The following is an 18,761-nucleotide window of genomic DNA, read 5'->3' on the forward strand; positions in this document are numbered from 1 at the left end:
GCAGCGTAACCGGGCGCGCAAGAGGGCCGGTTACGCGGCAGGATCGTGGCTGTGGAACTGACTCTCCTCGGCACCGGGGCCCCCGCCGGCCTGCCGCGCCCCGACTGTCCCTGCGCCCCATGCGCCGTCGCCCGCGGCGGCGACGCGCGCGCCGCGACCGCCCTGCTCGTCGACGGCGCGCTGCTGCTCGACCTGACCCCGGGCGCGGCGCTCGCCGCCGCACGGGCCGGGCACACGCTCGCCGGTGTGCGCCAAGTGCTGCTCACCCATCCGCACGACGGGCCGGCGGTCGAGCTGCCCGCCGGGTTGCCCGCGGCCGGGCGGGTGCCGGACGGCCGCAGGCTGACCCTGATCAGCGGCCACCGGGTGCTCGCCGTGCCGCTCGACTCCCCTGGCACCGGGTACGAGGTGACCTCGCCCGACGGCGAACGGCTGCTCTATCTGCCGCCGGGCGGCGCACCCGCGGGGGCGGCTCAGCTGCGCCCGTACGACATGGTCGTGGCCGACGTGTGCGGGCGGCCCGACGCGCTCGCGCGGCTGCGGGCGGCGGGCGGCATCGGCCCCGCCACCGATGTGATCGCGGTCCACATCGACCACGGCGTGCCGCCCGGGCGGGAGTTGGAGCGCCGGCTCGCGGCGCTCGGCGCACGTGCGGTGCCGGACGGTACGACGCTGGTCGTCGGCGACTACCACGCGGTGCCCGACCTGCCACGCCGCACCCTGGTGCTCGGCGGCGCGCGCTCCGGCAAGTCGGTGGAGGCCGAGCGGCGCCTGGCGGCCTTCCCCGGTGTCGTGTACGTGGCGACGGGCGGCTCCCGCGAGGGCGACACCGAGTGGGCCGCGCGGGTGGGGCTGCACCGCGAGCGGCGCCCCTCGACCTGGCGCACCGAGGAGACCTGCGAACTCGCGCCGCTCCTGGACGGGCCGGGACCGCCGCTCCTGATCGACTGTCTGGCGCTGTGGCTGACCGACGCGATGGACCGGGTCGGCGCGTGGGACGACGAGAAGTGGGCGTCCGGCGGCGAGCGCGCCCTGAAGGGACGTACGGCCGAACTGGTCGCGGCGGTCCGCGGCACCGCGCGGACGGTGGTCGCGGTCAGCAACGAGGTGGGCTCGGGCGTGGTGCCGGCGACGTCGTCGGGGCGGCGCTTCCGCGACGAACTGGGCCGCCTGAACGCCGCGTTCGCGGCCGAGTGCGAGCAGGTGCTGCTCGTCGTGGCGGGCCAGGCGCTCACGCTGCGCGGCTGATGTACCCCCGCTGCCGGTACTGTTCGGCAGATGAGCAGGCTGAACCTGGACGACTTCTCCGATCTGATCGAACGCCCCGACAACGGTGTGCGGCGTGACGCCGAGGAACGCCGGGAGCGGCAGAGCGTGCCACCCGGCGCGCTCGGCCGGCTCGACGAGCTGGCCACCTGGCTGTCGGCGGCGCAGGGCGCGAGCCCGGTGCGGGCCGTCGAGCACCCCCGCGTGGTCCTGTTCGCGGGCGACCACGGCGTGGCCGGGCTCGGTGTCTCGGCCCGCCCCGCCGCCTCGGCGCACACCCTCGTACGGTCCGCCCTGGACGGCGCGAGCCCGGTCGCGGTGCTCGCCCGCCGCCAGGGCGTGCCGGTCCGTGTCGTCGACGCCGGCCTCGACTGCGACCCGGGCCTGCTGCCCGAGGACGTCGTACGCCACCGGGTGCGGCGCGGCAGTGGCCGGATCGACGTCGAGGACGCGATGACCGTCGAGGAGGCGGAGGCGGCCGTACGGCTCGGCATGAAGGTCGCCGACGAGGAGGCCGACTCCGGTACCGATCTGGTGGTCCTCGGCGACCTCAGCGTGGGCGGCACCACGCCCGCCGCGGTCCTCATCGCCGCGCTGTGCGGCACGGACGCCTCGGTGGTCACCGGGCGCGGCGGCGCCGGCATCGACGACCTGGCCTGGATGCGCAAGTGTGCCGCGATCCGGGACGCGTTGCGCCGGGCCCGGCCCGTCCTCGGCGACCAGCTGGAACTTCTGGCCGCGGTGGGCGGCGCCGACCTTGCCGCGACCACCGGTTTCCTGCTGCAGTGTGCGGTGCGCAGGCTGCCGGTCATCCTCGACGGGGTCGTCTCGTCGGCCTGTGCGCTGGTGGCGCAGCGGGCGGCCTTCCGGGCTCCGGACTGGTGGCTGGCGGGTCAGTCGAGCGGCGAGCCGGGCCAGTCGAAGGCGCTGGACCGGATGGCGCTCAACCCTCTGCTCGATCATGGCGTCACAGTGGGTGAAGGAACCGGGGCATTGCTCGCTCTTCCCCTCGTACAGGCCGCGGCCGCACTCGCCGCGGAGCTGCCCGAGCGCACCGACCGGCGCGCGGGGGACGGGGAGGAGAGCGGCGACGTGTGAGCCTCGGCAGAGCCGGGGGGCTCCCCCTCGGCTCCGTCGGCGCCCACAGTGGAACGCTTTGCCCCCATATCATCGCGTTTCATGGGAGAAGTCCGCTTGAGTACCACCGAAGGAACGGACCGGAGCACCCCCCGGTCGCGGCGCGGCGCGGCATTCGCCGTCTGGTACCTGCGCATCGTGACGTTCATCAATTTCCTCAGTGCCGCGTGGGTCACTCTCGGCCAGGGGCTTCGGCGCCACAACACGGACGACTACTTCACGCCGTACCTGCTCGAAGCCGGCTTCACCTCCGGCGTCGTCACGCTCTTCCTCGCCGTCACCATGCGCCGCCGCAAGCGGGCCGCGTGGATTCTCAACATGGTGCTCGGCGGGCTCTTCTGGCTGCTCTTCGCCTACGTCATGGCGCTGCCGGGCTTCCACCGCTACGCCCAGAACTGGATCTCGCTCGCGCTCACCACGGCGTTCGTGGCGGCCCTCGTCATCGGCCGCCGCGAGTTCTACGCCAAGGGCGACCGCTCCAACCCGCTGGCCGCCATCGTCACCGCCGTCGGCGGTCTCCTGGTCACCTCGCTGATCGCGGCGGTCCTGGTCAGCGCGACCAACACCTATGACGGCACCGACCAGTCGTCGTTCCTGCAGCGCTGGCGCTATGGCCTGATGCGCCTGGTCTTCCTCGTCCCCGACGACCGGCACACCCAGGGCGTCACCACGCCGGGCTGGGTCAACGTCATCATCAACGTGATGGCCACGCTGCTCCTGATCGCGGTCATCTACGCGGCGTTCCGCAACCGCAGGGCCGTCGACCCGCTCACCGTCGAGGACGAGGAGCAGCTGCGCGCACTCCTCGACAAGCAGGGCGAGCGCGACTCGCTGGGCTACTTCGCGCTGCGCCGCGAGAAGGCCGTGATCTGGTCGCCGACCGGCAAGGCCGCCGTCACCTACCGCGTCATCAACAGCGTCTCGCTCGCCTCCGGCGATCCGATCGGCGACCCCGAGGCATGGCCCGGCGCGATCGAGCCGTGGCTCGCCGAGGCCCGCGAGCACGGCTGGATCCCGGCCGTGACCGGGGCGAGCGAGGAAGCGGGGCAGATCTACGCCCGGCACGGCCTCGACGCCCTGGAGATGGGCGACGAGGCGATCGTGGAGACCGCCGAGTTCACCCTGGAGGGCCGCGCGATGCGCACGGTGCGCCAGGCGTACAACCGGGTGAAGCGGGCCGGGTACGAGGTGCGGATCCGCCGCCACGCGGACATCCCTGCCCAAGAGATGAACGAACTTCTGCGCAAGGCCGACGACTGGCGCGACGGCGCCACCGAACGCGGCTTCTCCATGGCGCTCGGCCGACTGGGCGACCCCGCCGACGGCCAGTGCATGATGCTCGAATGCTTCGACGGCGAGGGCGAGTTGAGGGCACTGCTCAGCTTCGTGCCCTGGGGCCCGCGCGGGCTCTCGCTCGACCTGATGCGCCGTGACCGCGACTCCGAGAACGGTCTGATCGAGTTCATGGTGATCGAACTCCTCCAGCGCGCCGAGGAGATCGAGATCACGCAGGTGTCACTGAACTTCGCGATGTTCCGTTCCGTCTTCGAGCGCGGCTCGAAGCTCGGGGCGGGACCCGTGCTGAGGCTGTGGCGCTCGCTGCTCAGCTTCTTCTCCCGCTGGTGGCAGATCGAGTCGCTGTACCGGTCCAACGCCAAGTACCGGCCGATCTGGGAGCCACGTTTCACCTTGTTCGAGAAGAGCGCGGACCTGCCGCGCATCGCCATCGCGTCCGCGCGCGCCGAGGGCTTCCTCGAAGCCCCCGGCCTGCCCAAGTGGCTGCACCGCAGACACCTGGAGTCGCAGAGATGAGCGGTGGGGCGAGACGGGGGGTGTGCCGGTTCGCGGAGCGCGAGTGGGGGCCCCTGTTCAAGACCCTGAGGTACGCGCTGTACACCCAGCGCTGGCGGTCCATCCCGCTGACCCTCTCGGCGGTCGCCCTCACCTCGGTCTTCCAGATCATCCAGAACCAGCCGTGGGGCTTCCGGCCGATCCAGGTCATCGGCTCCGTGAAGGCCGAGTACCCGCTGTGGATCTCGCTCCTGCGCACCCCCTTCTCGCTCTTCGTGCCCGCCCTGGACCTGCCGGTGTGGGGCGCCCTCGCCCAGGTGCTCGTCGTCTTCGGCGTCGCGGAGATCTGCATCAGGCGCGGTCGGCTGCTGCTCATCGCCTACGCGGCGACGCTGGCCGGCACCCTGTACGCGCGGGTCGGCATCCACATCGGCCCGGACAGTGTCTTCGGGCTTCCCGCCTCGGCGGCCGAGATGGTCGACACCGGGCCGTCGGCGGCCGTCGTCGCCCTCGCCGTGTACGTGTGCTGGCGCTACCGGGCGTACTGGACGGCCGGGGTGGTGGCGGGCTCGATGGTCGTCGAGGTGGTGCTCAAGAACAACCTCGCCGGCAAGGAGCACATCGCGGCGCTCCTCGTGGTCGCGGTGATCTGCTGGATCACCTGGGTGCGGCGCCGGCGCCGGCGTGCCCGCCGCGATCAGGAGCGGCGTACCGGGAGCCTGTCGGGCGCGCCGCCGATCCAGTCCTGAAGCCGCCGGCGCGGCGCCGACCAGCGCCGGTCGTGGTGGTAGGCCCGCAGCGTGGCCCGCGCCCTGGCCCGGGGCCGTTTGCGGTAGAAGCGCTGCGCCCACGGTGAGCCGGGGCGGCCGAGCCGGACCGCGCCGAACAGCGCCACGAACGGCACGAAGGCGCCGAGCACCGCGAGCCGCACCTTGCCCTTGAACAGGGCGATCAGGACGAAACAGAAGTTGATCACGATGGTGGCGATGAACGACGCGCGGTCCTGCCGCTCCCCCGGGCTCACGTCGTTGACGCCCAGCGGTGAGAACCCGGCGAGCACCAGCGCCATCAGAGCGGCCGTCAGGACCACGATCTCGACGCTCTTGCGCCCGTTCGCGCTCCAGTAGACGTCGTCCAGGTGCAGGATCAGCGCGAACTCGTCGAGGACGAGGCCCGCGCCCATGCCGAAGACCACGGCGAAGACGGCCGCCGCGATCCCGTGCCGGCCGCTGCCGACCGCGCCGAAGCCGCCGACGATGGTGAGGATGACGCCGGGCACCACATGGTGGATGTGCAGCCCGCCGGGGCTGATGTTCTTGAACGGGCCGCGCCCCGCCCGGATCAGCCGGGTGATGGAGCGCGTGATCAGGAACGTCAGGACGAACGCCGTCAGCGCGAGCAGCGTGGGGAGCTTGCCCGGCTCGGTGATGTTCCGGTAGAACCAGTGACCCATCCCACCCGCTCCTGTTTGCGCTGGTATGCGCTATTTAACGCGGTCGGGGCGCGGGGCGCTCAAGATAGCCTGCGCCGGGTGAACGCAAGGAAGGCCCTGCACGGCGTACGTTTCGCCTTCGGCACCCTCACCGTCTTCCCCGCCCGGATCACCCGGTGGGACCGCACCGCCGCGCGCGCCGGTATGACACTCGCCCCGCTGGCCGGGCTCGCCGTCGGCCTGTGCGCGGCGGCCGCGGGCGCCGGGTTCTGGCTGCTCGGGGCGGGGGCGACGCTCGCCGCGGTGGCGGCCACGGCGGCGCCCGCATTGCTGACCCGGGGCCTGCATCTGGACGGGCTCGCCGATGTCGCCGACGGTCTGGGCAGCGCGAAGCCCGCCGACGACGCGCTGCGCATCATGAAGCGGAGCGACATCGGCCCCTTCGGCGTTGTGACGCTGCTGTTCTGTCTGCTGGCCCAGGTCGCCGCACTGGCCCATCTGTTCGAGCAGGACGGCTGGGCCCGGGGCACCAGCGCCGTCGTCGTCGCGGCACTCGCCGCCCGCACCGCGCTGACCCTGGCCTCCCGGCGCGGGGTCCCCGCGGCCCGCCCCGACGGTCTCGGCGCGGTGGTGGCGGGTACGGTGCCGGCCGGGCGCGCGCTCGCCGTGGCCACCCTGGTGACGGCCGCCGGCGCGGCCGCCGGGTGGCCGGTCGGACCGTGGGCCGCGCTGCACGGCGCGCTGGCGGTGGCCGCCGGCCTCGTCGCGGCGCAGGCGCTGCTGCACCGCTGTGTGCGCCGCTTCGGCGGGGTGACGGGTGACGTGTTCGGCGCGGTCGCCGAGGGCGCGGCGACGGTGACGCTGGTCGCGCTGGCCCTCGGCTGATCAGGTCGGCCCTCGGCTGATCACTCCGGCTCTCGGATGATCAGGCCGGCCCTCCGCTGCTCTCGCCGGCCATCGGATGACTCTCAGCAGGCCCGGCGCCAGGCCATCAGGTCGTACTTCTTCTGCATCGAGCTGAGCCCGAGCTTCCTGGACTGGGCGCAGAAGCGGTCGGGGGTCAGCTCGTACTCGGCGTGGAAGACGGCCTTGCCCGCCTTCACGAACGGTGTGAGCTTGTCGCATTCGCCGTACTGGGCGCACTGTTCGTCGACGGCGAAGTCGAAGTGGGGCAGCAGCCGCGGGATCTGGTCGAGGTCGTTCTTCAGGCCCACGGCGAGGCCCCGGTCGTGGGCGAGGCGGGCGACGAGTTCGTTGTACGCGATCTGGTCGGCGGCCCTGAGGGGGAAGCCGGTGTCGTTCACATAGCCGTCCATGTTGTCCGGCTCCACCCCGTCGAACCCCTTCTGCTTGCACAGGTCGAGCCGCCGGGCGAGGAGCGGTTCCAGGACGCCGGTGCGGCGGATGTCGAGCCAGCGTTCACCGCTCCAGCCGTTGCCCTTGCCGAGTACGTCCTTCGGGAACTGCTTCGCGTCGGGGCGCCAGTCCTCCCAGGCGCCCGTCGAGACGTAGCAGATGACCTTGCGTCCCCTGCGGTGCAGATCGGCGACGGCCGCCGCGTCCTGGTCGACGGCGTCGACGTCGTACACCTGGGCGTCGACGGTCGGATCGAGTCTGCCCTTGAGCTGCCACTGCCAGGTCAGACCCGGCTTCGGCTGCCAGTGCGGGCGGGAGGGGCCGGGAGGCGCCGTGGGCGCGGTGTCGCCGCCGTCCCCGTCGTCGGGTCCGCCGTCGGATCCGTCCGGGGCGGCGGTGCACGCCGCGAGCAGGAGCAGCGGCAGGAGGAGCAGGAGCGCGCGTCTCACCGGGCGGGCTCCAGGTGGTGCGGCAGCGTGCCCCAGGGGTGCGGGAGTTGACCCGGCACGACACAGTGGACCGGCGCGTCGGCGACCGCGTCCGGCGGCGCCTCGTACACCAGATGGCAGGTGTCGGGCCCGGCGGACCCGGCCGGGTCGTACGCCGACCAGGGACCCTCGAAGGTGACCAGGAGGTCGGCGATCCGGGCGTAGCCGGGGTGCGGAACGGCGCCGTGGTTCAGGACCAGGGTGACGTAGGTGTCGTAGGTCGCGGCGAACGCGGTGCGCAGGTCCGCGTAGTACGGCAGGTGCAGGGCGCTGGTCGCCGCCTGGTCGAGGAAGAGGCCGTGCACCCCGTACCAGTCGTGGTGGCGGGCCGCCTCGCGCACGACGTCCTGCGGCGGGCGCCGGCCGTAGGCGGTGTCCACATAGCCGAGGACCCGTACGCCGGCCGAGCGCAGCCGACCGGCGACCGCCGCGAAGGCCGCGTCGGGTGAACGCCCGGGCCCGTCGGCCGGGTTGAGGACGACCCCGTACAGCGAGGGCGCGGCGCCGATCAGCGCGTCCCAGGCGTCGGGGCGCTCGGCCGGGTGCTCGTAGTAGGGCACCAGAAGCTTGCTCATTCACGTCCTCGCAGCGCGCTCGGGATGCCCGGGGGATGGTCAGGAGGGTGGACAGGGACAGGGGCTGGGTCATGGGCGGTGGGCGGTCGCCCTTCCCAGGAGGACACAGGCGAGCACGGCCAGCAACGCGGCCGCGCTCCCCGACACCAGCAGCCCGGTCGTCGGGGGCGCACCGAGGACCAGCGCCACTGTCTGCGCGACGGCCGCCGTGCAGCACACCACGGCCGCGCCCACCGCCGCGCCGAACGACTGGAGCAGCAGGCCCGTCCACAGCACCGCGCCGATCAGGAGCAGCGTCGCAAGGCGCAGGCCGGTCAGCGCCGGGGCGTCCGGCCAGAGCCGGCTGCCCGCCTCGGCGAGCGCGGCCAGGACGAGCAGGTAGGCGCCGAGGCAGAGCGTCACGGTGACGCTGACCGCGCCGCGGAAGCCCCGCGCGCTCGACGAGCTCCGCAGTCCGGCGAGGCTCTCGGCGCGGAAGCGGTGGAGCAGCCATTCGGCGGGGCCCGTGCTGAGCGTGAGGGCGACCGCGGACGGCCCGGCGACCGTGCCCGTGGAGCCGTGCCGGAAGACGTCGCCGAGCGCGGCGTACAGGACGAGCACCCCCGCGCCAAGCCCGAACAGGCCGTACGGGACGGAGGTGGTGAGCCGGGGCTGGATCGCGCCGCCGGGCCGGGGCCCGGCCGTCTCGGTGCACAGCGTGCGCACGGCGAGCGCGACGGCCGCGGTCAGCGACACGAGCAGCAGGGCCGGCCCGGCCGCGGTCGGCAGGCCCGGTACGACGCCGAGGGTCAGCGGCAACAGGGTCCAGAACAGGGCCCGTTCACGGCCGAGGACGAGCAGAGCGGTGGCCGCCGCCAGATAGCAGCACTGGCCCGCGGCGAACGCGGCGGCGGGCAGTTCGCCCGGGCCGGACACGGCGAGCGCGGCCAGCGTGCTCAAAGCGGCCCCGAGCGGGGCGCCCAGGCGCAGGGCGCGGACGGCGGCCGGGCGGTCGGCGAGGCTGAGCCAGGAGTGGGCGCGGTGCGAGAGCGACTGGTTCCACACCCAGCCGGTCACCGTGCCGGCGAGCAGCGCCATGGTTCCGGCGGGCAGGCCGAGCGCGGCTGGCGGGCCGGCCAGCAGCGGCGCCCCCAGGACGTAGGCGAGCCCGGGGAGCGCGAAGACCAGGCCGCGCAGGAGGCAGGAGCCGAGGTGGGCGTGGAAGGGTTCGGGCGGTGGCGCCGGGGCCGCGGGGTAGCGGCGCGGCACACGGGCGTAGAGCGCCTCGGCGAGCGAGAAGGAGTCGGGGTGCCCGTAGACGGTGCGTATCCGGTCGTCGGTCATGCCGTCGGACTCGATGATCGCGGCTATCTCGTCCGGGTGGACGGCGGCGGCTATCAACTCCTTGAAACGCAAGGCCAGTTGGAAGAGCGGATCGTCGGTGGCGGCGCCGGGCGGGCGCTGGCGCGGGATGAAGGGCAGGGTGTCCTGCTCTTCATCCCCGCCGAGCCACAGGGAGCCGCTCACCGCGGCGCCCCGCCGAGGGTGGCGGTCCGTACTCCGTCGGACAGTTCGCGGTACCACGGTGCGGCGATCCGCAGGGTCCAGTCGTCCTCGGGTGTGAACGCGGCCGGGGCGGCCTCGGGTGCCGTGACCCCGGCCAGCTCCTGGTAGATCCGGCGGAAGCCGTCCACCGAGCGGTGCAGGGTGAACTCGTCGATCACGCGTTGGCGCCCGGCGGCGCCGAGTGCGGTCCGCCGCTCGTGGTCGCGGAGGAGTCCGATCGCCGCCTCGGCCATGACGGCGGGCTCGCGCGGCGGCACGACGATCCCCGCCTCACCGGCCGCCTCCCCCACGCCGCCGACGTCCGTGGAGACGGTGGCGCGCCCGCAGCTCATCGCCTCGATCACCGAGAAGGGGAAGCCCTCGCTGATGCTGGAGAGCATCACCACGGTCCCCGACGCGTAGGCGCTCGCCATGTCGCTGACGCGGCCCTCGTAGGAGATGCCGTCGCCGACGCCCAGTTCGGCGGCGAGTTTCTCCAGGCGGGTGAGGTAGTCCCCGCCGCCGGCCGGCACGGCTCCGTACAACCGCAGCCGGGTGTCGGGGAGTTCGGCCCGCACCAGGGCGTACGAGCGGATCAGGGTCTCCAGGTCCTTGATGGGGTCGATGCGGCCGCACCAGGCCAGGGTGGGCACCTCCGGCTCGGGGCCCGCGTGCGGGAAGAGGTCGGGGTCGACGCCGTTGTAGACGGTGCGGATCCGCTCGGACGGTGCGCCTCCGCGCTCCTCCCAGCGGCGGTTGTACTGGTTGCACGGGGTGATGAGGTCGGCCTGCCGGTACCCCAGGGTGTTGAGCTCCCGGTAGAAGCTCAGGAGCACCGCCTTGACCGGCCAGCTCTGCTCGCCGGTGCGGTAACCGAGGTAGCGCTCGCGCAGATAGATGCCGTGCTCGGTCAGCAGGAACGGCACGCCGTCGAAGTACTGCGCGGCGAGCGCGGGCAGCGTGGCGAGGCCGCTGCTGACCGCGTGCGCCACGCTGTCCGCCGGAACCCGGGCGGACAGCGGGCGCAGTGCGTGTTCCAGGAGGTCGGTCGCGGTCAGGGCGTCGTACACGGTCGGTTTCGCCTTGGACAGTGCCAGGTGCGGCATCGTCCAGATCCACATCAGCGATTTCAGGGCCGCTTCGGAGCGGAGCGCCGCCGAGAGCCGCCCGGCCCGTGCGAACTCCGCCAGGCCGTACAGGGCCGAGGCGAAGTCGCAGCCGGACTCCGGGTCGAGCAGGGCGAGCAGGAAGCGCTCGTAGGTGTCGGTGAACCGGCGCCTTTCCTTGCCGAGGAGCGGCCGCCGTCCGCCGGGCCGCGGCCCCCACAGGGGGAAGGCCGTGTGGCTGCGGACGTTGGCCGGGAGTTCCCAGGCGACCGGCTCACGGCCACTGCCGGTGAGGGCGACGACGGTGAAGTCGACCTCCGGCATACCGCGTACGAGCTGGTCGCACCAGGTACTCACGCCCCCGTGAATATGTGGATACGTGCCTTCCGTGAGCATGGTGACATGACGGCCACTGCTCGGCATGGTTGTCCCCCCGGACGAGCTGTCGTGCTGATGTGCTGACGAGCGATCAGACGGTCGGTACGGCCGGCAGCTTCAGCGTGATCGACGTCTGGAGCAGCTCGGGCGAGGACCAGTCGGAGCGCAGTCCCGCGTAGGCGGTGCCGAACGCGGCGGTGCCGATGAACAGTTGCTTGCGCGTCCCCTCCGGCGCCGTGACGGGTGCGGCCACGCCCTTGGGCGCCTGCACGGTGACGGCGTCCCCGATCCGGTAGGCGGTCACCGTGCCGGCCGCCAGTGCCTTGTCCCAGGACGCCCGGCGGGAGAATTCGGTTCCCGCGTCCTTTTCGCGCAGGTTCACGACGGGCGCGTTGTCGGCGTACAGCGCCTTGTAGTCGCCGAGGATCTTGTCGAGGACCGGGTAGAGGATGCGCTCCTCTGCCAGGTTGGACTGGTGGACGTACGTCGGCCGCGGGTCGTTCCACAGGACGTGGGACAGCGCGGTCTTGGCCTCGCGGGGCACGATGTACGACTGGTAGCCGGTGGCGGTGTCGAGCGGCCCCGTCATGCAGGTGGAGGCCGGGTTGTCCTCGCAGATGCCGCTTCCGCCGTTGGCCTTCGAGGTGTAGAGCCAGTTGTACTCGTCGGTCATCTCGGCGGCCTTGCCGGCGTTGTAGTACACGTTCATCGGGTGCCGGGGCACGGTCAGCGCGGCCCCCACCGCGCGCTGGTCCGGCTCGCGCGATGCGTCGCTGCCGGTCCACTTGATGCCGTTGTCGGCGAAGGCGCCCGCCAGGTTCGGGTTGTCGTCGGGCTGCTGCGGCAGGACCTTCATGCCGGAGTGCTCACCGGTGACGAGCTCGCTCTTGTCGACCGGGAGGCCCTTCTGCACCGCCCAGGTGTAGTTCTGCGAGATCTGGGAGGAGATGTCGGCCCGGCTCATCCACTGGGTGGAGCCGTCGGTGTTCTTCTTGCACACCCACGGCACGACAGTGGTGTCCTGCACACAGCCGAGGAACTCGTGGGTGTAGGTGTGGTTCACCCAACGGAACTTGGCCTTGTCGGCGAGGAGTTGGGTGGCGAGCGCGTCGGTGCCGCCGTTCTCGGACTTCCACTCCTCGCCCGCGCCGCCGTTGAACACCATGTCGAGCGTGAAGCCGCTGGTGGCCTCCCACTGCGCCGCGTACTGGGCGTCGGCGGCCGTCATGCGGATGTCCGGGTTGTTGGCGCCGCCCGCGGGGCAGTCGAGGTCGCCCGGGGTGCAGTTGTTGACGCTGTCCCAACGGGAGTCGGGCGCGAACACGTCGTCCACGTGGACCGAGAAGTAGTTGCGGCTCTGGCCCAGGTGGATGCCCTGGGTGAGCCACTCGACCATGCCCTTGGAGAGCGCCTGGAACTGCTCCTGGTACTGGTTGTAGGCGAAGGTGACGACCAGCTCGTTGCGCCCGTCGTGGGCGTACTGACCGAGCATGGAGCCGCCGGACGGCGCGTCGAGGTAGCTGGTGAAGCCGGCCTCGGGGTGAGCCGCGTAGCCGTAACTCTCCGGCACCGCCGGGTCGTTGTCCTCGAAGGTCAGCGGGCCGTCGAGGTAGCCGAAGGGCCCCGCCTTGCCGGCCGCGCTGACCTGCGTGGTGACGCCGTCCAGGGGCCCGGAGAAGCCGCCGGGCTGATCGGTGTAGTCGAGCCCCACCTCGGGATGGGCCCAGGTGTACGCGTCGATCTGGCGGATCCCGAAGCTCTTCTCGTACGCGGCCAGAGCGGTCTGCTCGGGTGAGGTGGCCGAGCCGAACGGGATCTCGTTGGGCGCGACGACGCCCTGGAACTTGGCCCGCGGGCGTCCGCTCACGGTGTCGCTCAGGAAGGCCGCGTTGATCGTCGGCCGCCCCGCCGCCCCCAGCACGACGGTCTGGTACGGCACTCCGGTGTTCTTCAGCTCGGCGACGAGCGCGGCGACCGCGCTTCCTCCGTCGTCGAGGACCAGCACCTTCAGATCGACGCGTGGCGCGATCGTGCCGGCCGCGTTGGCGGCCGGGATGGCCGTGGAAAGAAGTCCGGCAGCCATGAGCGCCGTGAGCGCCAGCCCGGTTCTGCCCATATTCAAGGCCTTCGCCTTCATTTGTCCCCCCTCATAGAGCCCTCGTACGCGAAGTGCGCATGAAAGACCTGTGGTGATGATGCAAAGGGGCACGATGCCCCCAGTGCCCGATCGAGGTGAGTGTGACGGAGCTCTCACGGAGTGTGTGGGCCAAACGTGAAAGAGACACCACGGATGAGTGAATTACAGCCACCGCTATCGAACGCCGGCACCGCGCGTAGGCTCGTGGCTGGTGGTCGTCCCGCCCCAAATACGATGGACCCGGGCTTCGGCCGGCCCACACGACGGTCGAACACTCCACAGGATTCTCAAGGAAGAGAGATCTCACCACCGTGACTGCTCTGACTCTCAGCACCGCCGGTGCGGCGACGCTGCGCGCCGACGCCCTCGTCGTCGGCGTCGCCAAGGCCGCGGGCCCCAAGGCCGGGCTCGTCGTCGCTCCCGGCGCCGAGGCCGTCGACAAGGCGTTCGGCGGGAAGCTCGCCGCCGTCCTGGAGACCCTCGGCGCCACTGGTGCCGAGGGTGAGGTGACCAAGGCCGTGTCCCCCTCCGGCCTCAAGGCGCCGTTCGTCCTCGCGGTCGGCCTCGGCACCGCCCCCGCCGAGGACGAGGCGTACGCGTCCGAGGTGCTGCGCATCGCGGCGGGCAACGCCGCCCGCGCCCTGCACGGCATCAAGAAGGCCGCGTTCGCGCTGCCCGTCGAGGCCGCCGAGGACATCGAGGCGATCGGCGAGGGCGCCCTGCTCGGCGCGTACGCCTTCACCGCCTACCAGTCCGTCAGCAAGGCCGGCGCCGACGCCAAGGGTCCGCTCGCCGAGGTCACCCTCCTCGGCGGCAAGCCGCGCGACAAGGCCCACAAGGCCGCCGTCGAGCGCTCGCTCGCGCTGGCCGAGGAGATCAACCGCGCCCGCGACCTGGTCAACACCCCGCCGAACGACCTGACCCCCGAGGCCTTCGCCGCGGTCGTCTCCGCCGCCGGCAAGGAGCACGGCCTCAAGGTGCAGGTGCTCGACGAGAAGGCGCTGGAGAAGGGCGGCTACGGCGGCATCCTCGGCGTCGGCAACGGCTCGCAGAACCCGCCGCGCCTGGTGAAGATCTCGTACACGCACGCCAAGAACGCCAAGCACCTGGCCTTCGTCGGCAAGGGCATCACCTACGACTCGGGCGGCATCTCGCTCAAGCCGGCCGGCCACAACGAGACGATGAAGTGCGACATGGCCGGCGCCGCCGCCGTGTTCGCCGCCGTCGTCACCGCGGCCCGCCTCGGCATCGAGGCCAACGTCACCGGCTGGCTCGCGCTGGCCGAGAACATGCCGTCGGGCTCCGCGACCCGCCCCGGTGACGTGCTGCGCATGTACAGCGGCAAGACCGTCGAGGTCCTCAACACCGACGCCGAGGGCCGGCTCGTCCTGGCCGACGCGCTGTGGAAGGCCTCCGAGGAGAACCCGGACGCGATCGTCGACGTGGCCACGCTGACCGGCGCGATGATGATGGCCCTCGGCGACCACACCTTCGGGATCATGGCCAACGACGACGCCTTCCGCACCGCGATCCACGAGATCGCGGAGGAGGCCGGCGAGATGTCGTGGCCGATGCCGCTCCCGGCGAACCTGCGCAAGTCCATCGACTCCCCCACCGCCGACATCGCCAACATGGGCGGGCGGATGGGCGGCGGCCTGGTGGCCGGCGTCTTCCTGAAGGAGTTCGTGGGCGAGGGCATCACCTGGGCCCACCTCGACATCGCGGGCCCCGCGTTCAACGAGGGCGCCCCGCACGGCTACACCCCCAAGGGCGGCACCGGCTCGTCGGTGCGCACCCTGGTCCGCCTCGTGGAGCGCGCCGCCGCGGGCGACCTCGGCTGACCCACCGCGCACAGCCGGCACACAGGGCGGCTCCGGGCATACGCGCCGGGGCCGCCCGTGTTCACGCTCCGTACCACCGCGCTTCGGCCGGATTTCGCTGTCGATGAAACCGACGACGCGATCCGTGTGCCGGTGCACGGTGGCACAGGCACTCCTGGGACCGTCGCCCGCGACGATCAGCGGTCTCAGACCCCGGCCCCGCGTCCCGCCGTCCGTCAACAAGTGCGAAGATGGGTTCTCGGCAGGACAGGGCCCCCACCACAGGGCCGAAGACAAGCGGCCGAATACCAGCCGCCGCCGGTCATCGACGACCGCGCCCGGCGCACATGCATGGAGGACGTGACGTGGCGAACGACGCCAGCACCGTTTTCGACCTAGTGATCCTCGGCGGTGGCAGTGGCGGCTACGCCGCGGCCCTGCGCGGAGCGCAGCTGGGCCTGGACGTCGCACTGATCGAGAAGAACAAGCTCGGCGGCACCTGCCTGCACAACGGCTGCATCCCCACGAAGGCCCTGCTGCACGCCGGCGAGATCGCCGACCAGGCACGCGAAGCCGGCCAGTTCGGCGTCAAGGCCACCTTCGAGGGCATCGACATCAACGCGGTCCACGCGTACAAGGACGAGGTCATCTCGGGCCTGTACAAGGGGCTGCAGGGCCTGGTCGCCTCCCGCAAGGTGACCTACATCGAGGGTGAGGGACGCCTGTCCTCCCCGACCTCGGTGGACGTGAACGGCCAGCGCATCCAGGGCCGCCACGTCCTGCTGGCGACCGGCTCCGTGCCGAAGTCGCTGCCGGGTCTGGAGATCGACGGCAACCGCATCATCTCCTCGGACCACGCGCTGACCCTGGACCGCGTCCCGCAGTCCGCGATCATCCTGGGCGGCGGCGTCATCGGCGTCGAGTTCGCCTCGGCGTGGAAGTCCTTCGGCACCGACGTCACCGTCATCGAGGGCCTCAAGCACCTCGTGCCGGTCGAGGACGAGAACAGCTCCAAGATCCTTGAGCGCGCGTTCCGCAAGCGCGGCATCAAGTTCAACCTGGGCACCTTCTTCCAGAAGGCCGAGTACACCGCCAACGGTGTGAAGGTCACGCTGGCCGACGGCAAGGAGTTCGAGGCCGAGGTCCTCCTCGTCGCCATCGGCCGCGGCCCGGTCTCACAGGGCCTCGGGTACGAGGAGCAGGGCGTCGCGATGGACCGCGGCTACGTCCTGGCCGACGAGTACATGCGCACCAACGTGCCCACCATCTCCGCCGTCGGCGACCTGGTCCCGACGCTCCAGCTCGCGCACGTCGGCTTCGCCGAGGGCATCCTGGTGGCGGAGCGTCTGGCCGGTCTCAAGACCGTCCCGATCGACTACGACGGCGTGCCCCGGGTGACGTACTGCCACCCCGAGGTCGCCTCCGTGGGCATCACCGAGGCCAAGGCCAAGGAGATCTACGGTGCGGACAAGGTCGTCGCTCTGAAGTACAACCTCGCGGGCAACGGCAAGAGCAAGATCCTCAAGACCGCGGGCGAGATCAAGCTCGTCCAGGTCAAGGACGGCGCCGTGGTCGGCGTCCACATGGTCGGTGACCGTATGGGCGAGCAGGTCGGCGAAGCCCAGCTGATCTACAACTGGGAGGCGCTGCCGGCCGAGGTCGCGCAGCTCATCCACGCGCACCCGACGCAGAACGAGGCGCTCGGCGAGGCCCACCTGGCGCTGGCCGGCAAGCCGCTGCACTCCCACGACTGACAGCCCCCGGGCGCGACGACCACTTCCCGCAATTCGTAAGGAGCAACCGAAACCATGTCGGTTTCCGTAACCCTTCCGGCGCTCGGCGAGAGCGTCACCGAGGGCACCGTCACCCGTTGGCTGAAGGCCGAGGGCGAGCGCGTCGAGGCCGACGAGCCGTTGCTCGAGGTCTCGACCGACAAGGTCGACACCGAGATCCCCGCCCCCGCCTCGGGCATCCTCGCCTCCATCAAGGTGGCCGAGGACGAGACCGTCGAGGTCGGCGCCGAGCTCGCCATCATCGACGACGGCTCGGGCGCCCCGGCGGCCGAGTCCGCCCCGGCGCAGCAGGCTCCGGCCCAGGAGGCCCCGGCTCAGGAGGCCCCGCAGGCCGAGCCGTCCACCGAGGCCGAGACCCCGGCCCCGGCCCCCACGGCCGAGGCCGCCTCCGGCGGTGGCTCCGCCGAGGGCACCGACGTCGTCCTCCCCGCGCTCGGCGAGAGCGTGACCGAGGGCACCGTCACCCGCTGGCTCAAGGAGGTCGGCGAGGAGGTGGCCGAGGACGAGCCGCTGCTCGAGGTCTCCACCGACAAGGTCGACACCGAGATCCCCGCGCCGGTCGCCGGCGTGCTCCTGGAGATCGTGGTCGGCGAGGACGAGACCGCCGAGGTCGGCGCCAAGCTCGCCGTCATCGGCGCCCCGGGCGCGGCTCCGGCCGCCGCTCAGGCTCCGGCCGCCCCGGCCCCCGCGGCCGCCCCCGCTCCGGCCCCGGCCGCAGCTCCGGCGCCCGCCCCGGCCCCGGCACCCGCCGCCCCGGCCGCCCCCGCGGCTCCGGCCCCGCAGGCTCCGGCTCCGGCCGCAGCTCCGGCGCCCGCTCCGGCCCCGGCCCCGGCCGCGCAGGCTCCGTCTGCTCCGGCTCCCGCCGCGACCTCCGGTGACGACGGCGCGTACGTCACGCCGCTGGTCCGCAAGCTCGCCTCCGAGTCCGGTGTGGACCTGGGCGCGGTCAAGGGCACCGGCGTCGGTGGCCGCATCCGCAAGCAGGACGTCATCGCCGCCGCGGAGGCCGCCAAGGCTCCCGCTCCGGCCGCCGCCGCTCCCGCCGCGAAGAAGGCCGCCCCGTCCGTCGAGGCGTCCCCGCTGCGCGGTCAGACGGTCAAGATGACCCGCATGCGCAAGGTCATCGGCGACAACATGATGAAGGCGCTGCACTCGCAGGCCCAGCTGACCACGGTCGTCGAGGTCGACATCACGAAGCTGATGAAGCTGCGCAACACCGCGAAGGACGCCTTCGCCGCCCGTGAGGGCGTCAAGCTGTCCCCGATGCCGTTCTTCGTGAAGGCCGCGGCCCAGGCGCTGAAGGCCCACCCGGTCGTCAACGCCCGGATCAACGAGGACGAGGGCACGATCACGTACTTCGACTCGGAGAACATCGGCATCGCCGTGGACTCCGAGAAGGGCCTGATGACCCCGGTCATCAAGGGTGCGGGCGACCTCAACCTGGCGGGCATCTCCAAGGCCACGGCCGAGCTGGCCGGCAAGGTCCGCGGCAACAAGATCACCCCGGACGAGCTGTCGGGCGCGACGTTCACGATCAGCAACACCGGTTCGCGCGGTGCGCTGTTCGACACCGTCATCGTGCCGCCGAACCAGGTCGCCATCCTGGGCATCGGTGCCACGGTCAAGCGTCCGGCGGTCATCGAGACCGCCGAGGGCACCGTCATCGGCGTCCGCGACATGACGTACCTGGCCCTCTCCTACGACCACCGTCTGGTGGACGGCGCCGACGCCGCCCGCTACCTGACGACCGTCAAGGCGATCCTGGAGGCCGGCGAGTTCGAGGTCGAGCTCGGCCTGTAAGGCTCTGCACGGCACCGTGGGACGGCTGTAACACTCGTCTCACCAGCGGCCGCCGGCCCCCCCCCCCGCCGGGCCCGCGGGGGGGGGGGGCGGGGGGGGTGGGGGGGGGCCCCCCGGGGGTGGAGGGCCCCCCACACACCCCCCCCGGCCCCCCCCGC

14 protein-coding genes are annotated in these 18,761 nt (G+C 72.2%); 8 read left to right on the forward strand and 6 right to left on the reverse strand.

What is annotated here, in order from left to right; genetic code table 11:
• The first annotated feature begins 51 nt into the window (after nucleotides 1-51).
• The 4 genes from AB0D31_RS25160 (at nucleotide 52) to AB0D31_RS25175 (ending at nucleotide 4,943) form a co-directional block, all read left to right on the forward strand.
• Nucleotides 52-1,248, forward strand: a complete 1,197-nt coding sequence (locus AB0D31_RS25160; protein ID WP_362727193.1) for a bifunctional adenosylcobinamide kinase/adenosylcobinamide-phosphate guanylyltransferase — start codon at nucleotides 52-54, stop codon at nucleotides 1,246-1,248.
• 30 nt (nucleotides 1,249-1,278) lie between these two features.
• The gene (gene cobT, locus AB0D31_RS25165) at nucleotides 1,279-2,364 is read left to right on the forward strand and encodes a nicotinate-nucleotide--dimethylbenzimidazole phosphoribosyltransferase (protein ID WP_362727195.1); all 1,086 of its coding nucleotides are present in this window, start codon (nucleotides 1,279-1,281) and stop codon (nucleotides 2,362-2,364) included.
• 81 nt (nucleotides 2,365-2,445) lie between these two features.
• Nucleotides 2,446-4,215: a phosphatidylglycerol lysyltransferase domain-containing protein gene (locus AB0D31_RS25170; RefSeq protein WP_362727197.1), complete on the forward strand. Its 1,770-nt coding sequence runs from the start codon at nucleotides 2,446-2,448 to the stop codon at nucleotides 4,213-4,215.
• Entirely contained in the window at nucleotides 4,212-4,943 is a 732-nt protein-coding gene (locus AB0D31_RS25175) for a hypothetical protein (protein WP_362727199.1), read from the forward strand. Before AB0D31_RS25170 ends, AB0D31_RS25175 begins: the two co-directional genes overlap by 4 nt.
• Here AB0D31_RS25175 and AB0D31_RS25180 read toward each other — a convergent pair.
• Nucleotides 4,892-5,647, reverse strand: coding sequence for a hypothetical protein (locus AB0D31_RS25180; RefSeq protein ID WP_362727201.1), 756 nt, complete (start codon nucleotides 5,645-5,647; stop codon nucleotides 4,892-4,894). The genes AB0D31_RS25175 and AB0D31_RS25180 overlap by 52 nt on opposite strands.
• A gap of 78 nt (nucleotides 5,648-5,725) precedes the next feature.
• Between AB0D31_RS25180 and AB0D31_RS25185 the strand changes: the two genes are divergently transcribed.
• Nucleotides 5,726-6,511, forward strand: coding sequence for an adenosylcobinamide-GDP ribazoletransferase (locus AB0D31_RS25185; protein ID WP_362727203.1), 786 nt, complete (start codon nucleotides 5,726-5,728; stop codon nucleotides 6,509-6,511).
• Nucleotides 6,512-6,594: 83 nt separating this feature from the next.
• Here AB0D31_RS25185 and AB0D31_RS25190 read toward each other — a convergent pair whose 3' ends face one another.
• The 5 genes from AB0D31_RS25190 to AB0D31_RS25210 form a co-directional block, all read right to left on the reverse strand.
• Nucleotides 6,595-7,431: an endo alpha-1,4 polygalactosaminidase gene (locus AB0D31_RS25190; RefSeq protein ID WP_362727204.1), complete on the reverse strand. Its 837-nt coding sequence runs from the start codon at nucleotides 7,429-7,431 to the stop codon at nucleotides 6,595-6,597.
• Complete coding sequence (locus AB0D31_RS25195; RefSeq protein WP_362727206.1) at nucleotides 7,428-8,045, reverse strand: spherulation-specific family 4 protein; 618 nt, start codon at nucleotides 8,043-8,045, stop codon at nucleotides 7,428-7,430. The genes AB0D31_RS25190 and AB0D31_RS25195 overlap by 4 nt, the downstream gene beginning before the upstream one ends.
• Before the next feature lie 69 nt (nucleotides 8,046-8,114).
• A complete protein-coding gene (locus tag AB0D31_RS25200; RefSeq protein WP_362727208.1) occupies nucleotides 8,115-9,551 on the reverse strand; it encodes a hypothetical protein in 1,437 nt (478 codons plus the stop codon).
• On the reverse strand, nucleotides 9,548-11,098 hold the full coding sequence (gene pelF / locus AB0D31_RS25205; RefSeq protein WP_362727210.1) for a GT4 family glycosyltransferase PelF: 1,551 nt from the start codon (nucleotides 11,096-11,098) through the stop codon (nucleotides 9,548-9,550). The genes AB0D31_RS25200 and pelF overlap by 4 nt, the downstream gene beginning before the upstream one ends.
• 46 nt (nucleotides 11,099-11,144) lie before the next feature.
• Nucleotides 11,145-13,169 carry a hypothetical protein gene (locus AB0D31_RS25210; RefSeq protein ID WP_362727222.1) on the reverse strand — a complete coding sequence of 675 codons (2,025 nt, stop codon included), beginning with the start codon at nucleotides 13,167-13,169 and terminating at the stop codon, nucleotides 11,145-11,147.
• 332 nt (nucleotides 13,170-13,501) lie between these two features.
• Here AB0D31_RS25210 and AB0D31_RS25215 point away from each other — a divergent pair, with 332 nt between their 5' ends.
• From AB0D31_RS25215 to sucB, 3 genes are all read left to right on the forward strand, one after another.
• The gene (locus tag AB0D31_RS25215) at nucleotides 13,502-15,031 is read left to right on the forward strand and encodes a leucyl aminopeptidase (RefSeq protein ID WP_362727212.1); all 1,530 of its coding nucleotides are present in this window, start codon (nucleotides 13,502-13,504) and stop codon (nucleotides 15,029-15,031) included.
• A 344-nt stretch (nucleotides 15,032-15,375) separates the two neighbouring features.
• Complete coding sequence (gene lpdA, locus AB0D31_RS25220) at nucleotides 15,376-16,764, forward strand: dihydrolipoyl dehydrogenase (protein ID WP_328313330.1); 1,389 nt, start codon at nucleotides 15,376-15,378, stop codon at nucleotides 16,762-16,764.
• 54 nt (nucleotides 16,765-16,818) lie between these two features.
• Nucleotides 16,819-18,603 (forward strand): 2-oxoglutarate dehydrogenase, E2 component, dihydrolipoamide succinyltransferase, encoded by a 1,785-nt coding sequence (gene sucB / locus AB0D31_RS25225; protein WP_362727214.1) that lies wholly within the window; start codon nucleotides 16,819-16,821, stop codon nucleotides 18,601-18,603.
• Nucleotides 18,604-18,761: the final 158 nt, after the last annotated feature.

The organism is Streptomyces sp. NPDC048361, assembly GCF_040651795.1.
GTDB lineage: Bacteria > Actinomycetota > Actinomycetes > Streptomycetales > Streptomycetaceae > Streptomyces.

What these genes read in the sequence shown, in the direction of transcription:
- AB0D31_RS25210 (WP_362727222.1), bottom strand. Translation starts at nt 13,169, where the DNA reads ATGGGCAGAACCGGGCTGGCGCTCACGGCGCTCATGGCTGCCGGACTT.
- AB0D31_RS25170 (WP_362727197.1), top strand. Translation starts at nt 2,446, where the DNA reads ATGGGAGAAGTCCGCTTGAGTACCACCGAAGGAACGGACCGGAGCACC.
- sucB (WP_362727214.1), top strand. Translation starts at nt 16,819, where the DNA reads ATGTCGGTTTCCGTAACCCTTCCGGCGCTCGGCGAGAGCGTCACCGAG.
- pelF (WP_362727210.1), bottom strand. Translation starts at nt 11,098, where the DNA reads ATGCCGAGCAGTGGCCGTCATGTCACCATGCTCACGGAAGGCACGTAT.
- AB0D31_RS25180 (WP_362727201.1), bottom strand. Translation starts at nt 5,647, where the DNA reads ATGGGTCACTGGTTCTACCGGAACATCACCGAGCCGGGCAAGCTCCCC.
- AB0D31_RS25195 (WP_362727206.1), bottom strand. Translation starts at nt 8,045, where the DNA reads ATGAGCAAGCTTCTGGTGCCCTACTACGAGCACCCGGCCGAGCGCCCC.
- cobT (WP_362727195.1), top strand. Translation starts at nt 1,279, where the DNA reads ATGAGCAGGCTGAACCTGGACGACTTCTCCGATCTGATCGAACGCCCC.
- AB0D31_RS25175 (WP_362727199.1), top strand. Translation starts at nt 4,212, where the DNA reads ATGAGCGGTGGGGCGAGACGGGGGGTGTGCCGGTTCGCGGAGCGCGAG.